Consider the following 3,611-nt stretch of genomic DNA (forward strand, 5'->3'; position numbering starts at 1 on the left):
GGCTCGGCGCGCCGCGCATTCCGGTCGGCTATGCGCCGGTGCTGGAAGCGCAGTCGCGCGTGACGGCGCAGGCCATTGCCGCGGCCGCCCGCGCCATGCTGGGCCAAGGCCCCGCCGCATGACGCAAGCGCGGCGCCCGCCCTGGGAGGAACGCATCGCGGTCGCCAGTATGGCGCTGCTGCTGGTCATCACGCTGGTGAACGTGGCGACGCGCTATCTCACCGACGAATCGCTGGCCTGGACCGAGGAAATCTCGGTGTTCCTGATGGTCGTGCTGGCGCTGGCCGGCGCCAGTGCGGTCGGCCGCGACGACCGGCACATCCGTATCGAGTTCTTCCTGAACAGGACATTGCCGGACGGCACGCAGCGCCCGCGCCGCGGCCTGAAGCTGTTCGGCGCGCTGGCGACGGCGCTCACCTTCGGGCTGCTGGCGGCGCTGTTCCTGCGCTGGGTGGCCGACCAGCTGCACTACAGCGAAACCTCGATGGGCCTGGGCGTGCCGCTGTGGTGGTACGGAGTGTTCATCCCGCCGCTGTGCCTGGCCATCGCCGGCCGCGCGGCCATGGTGGTCTGGCGCACGCTGCGCGAAGGCAAGGAGGACGGCCGGTGATCGCCGCCGTGCTGCTGCTGTCCTTCGTGGCGCTGCTGCTGGCGGGCGTGCCGATCGCGGTCGGCCTGGTGCTGAGCGCGGTGGTGAGCATCGTCGCCGCCAACTTCGACTCGCAGTATTTCGGGCTGCTGGCCGCGCCGCAGAACTTCTATTCGGCGGTGGCCAAGTACCCGCTGCTGGCGCTGCCGATGTTCGTGCTGGTCGGCTCCATCTTCGACCGCTCCGGCGTCGCGCAGCGCATGGTGACCTTCGCCATCGCCTGCGTGGGCCGCGGGCCCGGCATGCTGCCGACGGTGGCGATCCTGGTGGCCATGGTGCTGGGCGGCATCAGCGGTTCGGGCCCGGCCAACGCGGCGGCCGTGGGCGGCGTGATGATCGCCGCGATGTCGCGCGCGGGCTACCCGGCCTCGTTCTCGGCCACGGTGGTGGGTGCGGCCGCGGCCACCGACATCCTGATCCCGCCGTCGATCGCCTTCGTGATCTACAGCGTGCTGGTGCCCGGCGCCTCGGTGCCCGCGCTGTTCGCCGCCGGCATGATTCCCGGCGTGATGGCCGGCATCGCGCTGGTCGTGCCGGCCATCTGGCTGTCGCGCAAGCACGGCTTCGGCGCCGAGGAAGCGGCGCTGCCGCGCCCGCCGTTCTGGGCCTCGCTGCGCGGCGCGGCGTGGGGACTCGCCGCCCCGTTCCTGATCCTGGGCGGCATGCGCGTCGGCTGGTTCACGCCCACCGAAGCGGCGGCCGTGGCCGTGGCCTACGGGCTGTTCGTCGGCGTGGCGATCCACCGCACCATTGCCTGGCGCGACCTGTATCCGATCCTGCGCGAAGCATCCGAAATCTCGGCGGTGATCATGCTGATCCTGGCCGGGGCCGGCGTGTTCAGCTACGCCATCAGCACGCTGGGCGTGGCCGACCCGCTGGCGGTCTGGGTCAAGGCCGCCGGCCTGGGCAGCTTGGGCACGCTGGCGCTGGTGCTGCTCGCGCTGCTGTTCATCAGCATGTTCATCGACGGCGTGTCCATTTTCCTGATCTTCGTGCCGCTGCTCTACCCGATCGCCCAGGCTTTCCAGTGGGACTTTGTCTGGCTGGGCGTGCTGCTCACGCTGGTGGTGGCCAAGGCGCAGTTCACGCCGCCGCTGGCGGTGAACCTGATGGTGAGTTGCCGCATGGCCGGCGTGCCCATCGAAAGCACCATTCCATGGGTGCTGTGGTTCATCGTCAGCTTCATCGTGATGATCGCCGCCGTGTTCTTCTACCCCGAGCTGGCGCTGTGGCTGCCGCGCCGGCTGGGTTACTGATTCCAACGCAGCCCCAGGAGACCCGCATGCAACGTCGACACCTCGTGATCTCCGCCGGCGCCGCGGCGCTGGCTTTGCCGCGCTTGGCCTTCGCGCAGGGCGCCTACAAGGCCGAATACAAGATGAGCACTGTGGTGCCGCCGGCCTTCGCCTGGGGCAGGGGCGGCGAGATCTTCGCCAACCTGACGCGCGAGCGCACCAACGGGCGCATCAACATCAAGCAGTATCCCGGCGCATCGCTGGTGCAGGGCCAGCAGGACCGCGAGTTCTCCGCCATGCGCCAGGGCGTGATCGACGTGCTGTGCGGCGCGCCGATCAACTGGAGCGGCACGGTGCGCGAGCTGGCGGCCTTCACCCTGCCCTTCCTGCTGCCGGACCACAAGGCCTACGACGCGGTGATCGGCAACCAGGCGCTGATGGCCGACTACTTCGACATGGTGCGCAAGGCCGGCGCCGAGCCGCTGGCCGTGGGCGAAACCGGCTACCGCCAGCTGAGCAACAGCAAGCGCGCGGTGCTGAAGCCGGACGACATGAAGGGCATCAAGATCCGCGTGGTCGGAAGCCCCATGTACGGCGAGATCATGACCAGCTTCGGCGCCAATCCCACCTTCATGAGCTGGGCCGACGCACAGCCGGCGCTGGCCTCGGGCGCAGTGGACGCGCAGGAGAATCCGCTGGAAGTGTTCCTGGCCGCCAAGATCAACACACTGGGCCAGAAGTACGTGACGAAGTGGAACTACAGCAATGACATCCTGCTGTTCGCCATTGCGCAGCCCGTGTGGGCAAGCTGGACGCCGGCCGACCAGAAGATCGTGCGCGAGGCCGCGCAGGACGCCGCGAAGCAGCAAATCGCGCTGGTGCGCAAGCTGTTCGAGGAAGACGTGCAGAAGGTCTCGGCGCTGGGCGTGCAGGTGCACGTGCCGACGCCGGCCGAAATGCAGGTGTGGCAGGTGGCCACGCGCCGCACCTACGCGCGCTGGAAGGCGCAGACCAACCCCGGATTCGTCACCAAGGTGGAAGAGGTGGTGGCGAAGACGCGCAAGGCCTGAGGCCGCATGGCCACGCCGCTGCCGCTCGACACCTCGGTTTTCTTCAAGCTGGTGCGGGTGGTCAACCTGACCGCCCGGCCGTTCCTGGAAACGGTGGGCAAGCAGCACCACCTGTCCTTGAACGAATGGCGCGTGATGGTGGTGCTGGCCTCGCACCCCGGCGTGTCCGCCACCGACGTGGCGGAATCCACCGGACTGGACAAGATGAGCGTGAGCCGCGCACTGGGTGCGCTGGAGCGGCGCGGGCGCCTGCTGCGCAAGGACAACCCGGATGACCAGCGCAAGAGCCGGCTGTACCTGAGCGCGCAAGGCAAGCGGCTGTTCGGGAAGATCGGCATCGCGGCCAAGAAGCGCGAGGCCGAGTTGTTCCGCGGCGTGCAAAAGCGCGAGCTGGACCAGCTGGGCGCGACGCTGGACAAGTTGATCGGCGCTTTGCGCGAGCAGGGGCCGTAACGGGCAGCAGAAGACTTCGGCCTCGGGGAACGCAATCGGCCTCGGGGAACGCGCGCGCGGCGCAACGTCACTTTGTCGCGGGCCGCGATGCCCGGTGGGGGCGATTTCTGGGGCGGCTGCTCTGCTCGGTCCGGAGCCGGGCGCGCTTGCGCGCTTCGTGAACTGACTCGCGGGCGCTGTTTGAGCGGAGCGTTTGCTTGCAAA

Annotated in this window: 4 protein-coding genes; all 4 read left to right on the top strand. The window is 69.0% G+C overall.

Annotation, left to right across the window (positions count from 1 at the left end):
* Positions 1 to 118: 118 nt before the first annotated feature.
* Genes H0U68_RS01420 through H0U68_RS01435 form a run of 4 tightly spaced genes read left to right on the top strand, consistent with a single transcriptional unit; the run spans position 119 to position 3,407 of the window.
* The gene (locus H0U68_RS01420; protein WP_296352374.1) at positions 119 to 610 is read left to right on the top strand and encodes a TRAP transporter small permease; all 492 of its coding nucleotides are present in this window, start codon (positions 119 to 121) and stop codon (positions 608 to 610) included.
* Positions 607 to 1,905: a TRAP transporter large permease gene (locus H0U68_RS01425; RefSeq protein ID WP_296352375.1), complete on the top strand. Its 1,299-nt coding sequence runs from the start codon at positions 607 to 609 to the stop codon at positions 1,903 to 1,905. The genes H0U68_RS01420 and H0U68_RS01425 overlap by 4 nt, the downstream gene beginning before the upstream one ends.
* Positions 1,906 to 1,931: 26 nt before the next feature.
* Entirely contained in the window at positions 1,932 to 2,954 is a 1,023-nt protein-coding gene (dctP, locus tag H0U68_RS01430; protein ID WP_296352376.1) for a TRAP transporter substrate-binding protein DctP, read from the top strand.
* Between the two features lie 6 nt (positions 2,955 to 2,960).
* Positions 2,961 to 3,407: a MarR family transcriptional regulator gene (locus tag H0U68_RS01435; protein ID WP_296352377.1), complete on the top strand. Its 447-nt coding sequence runs from the start codon at positions 2,961 to 2,963 to the stop codon at positions 3,405 to 3,407.
* The last annotated feature ends 204 nt before the right edge of the window (positions 3,408 to 3,611 follow it).

This window comes from Ramlibacter sp., assembly GCF_013697775.1.
In the GTDB taxonomy this organism is placed as follows: Bacteria; Pseudomonadota; Gammaproteobacteria; order Burkholderiales; family Burkholderiaceae_C; genus Ramlibacter.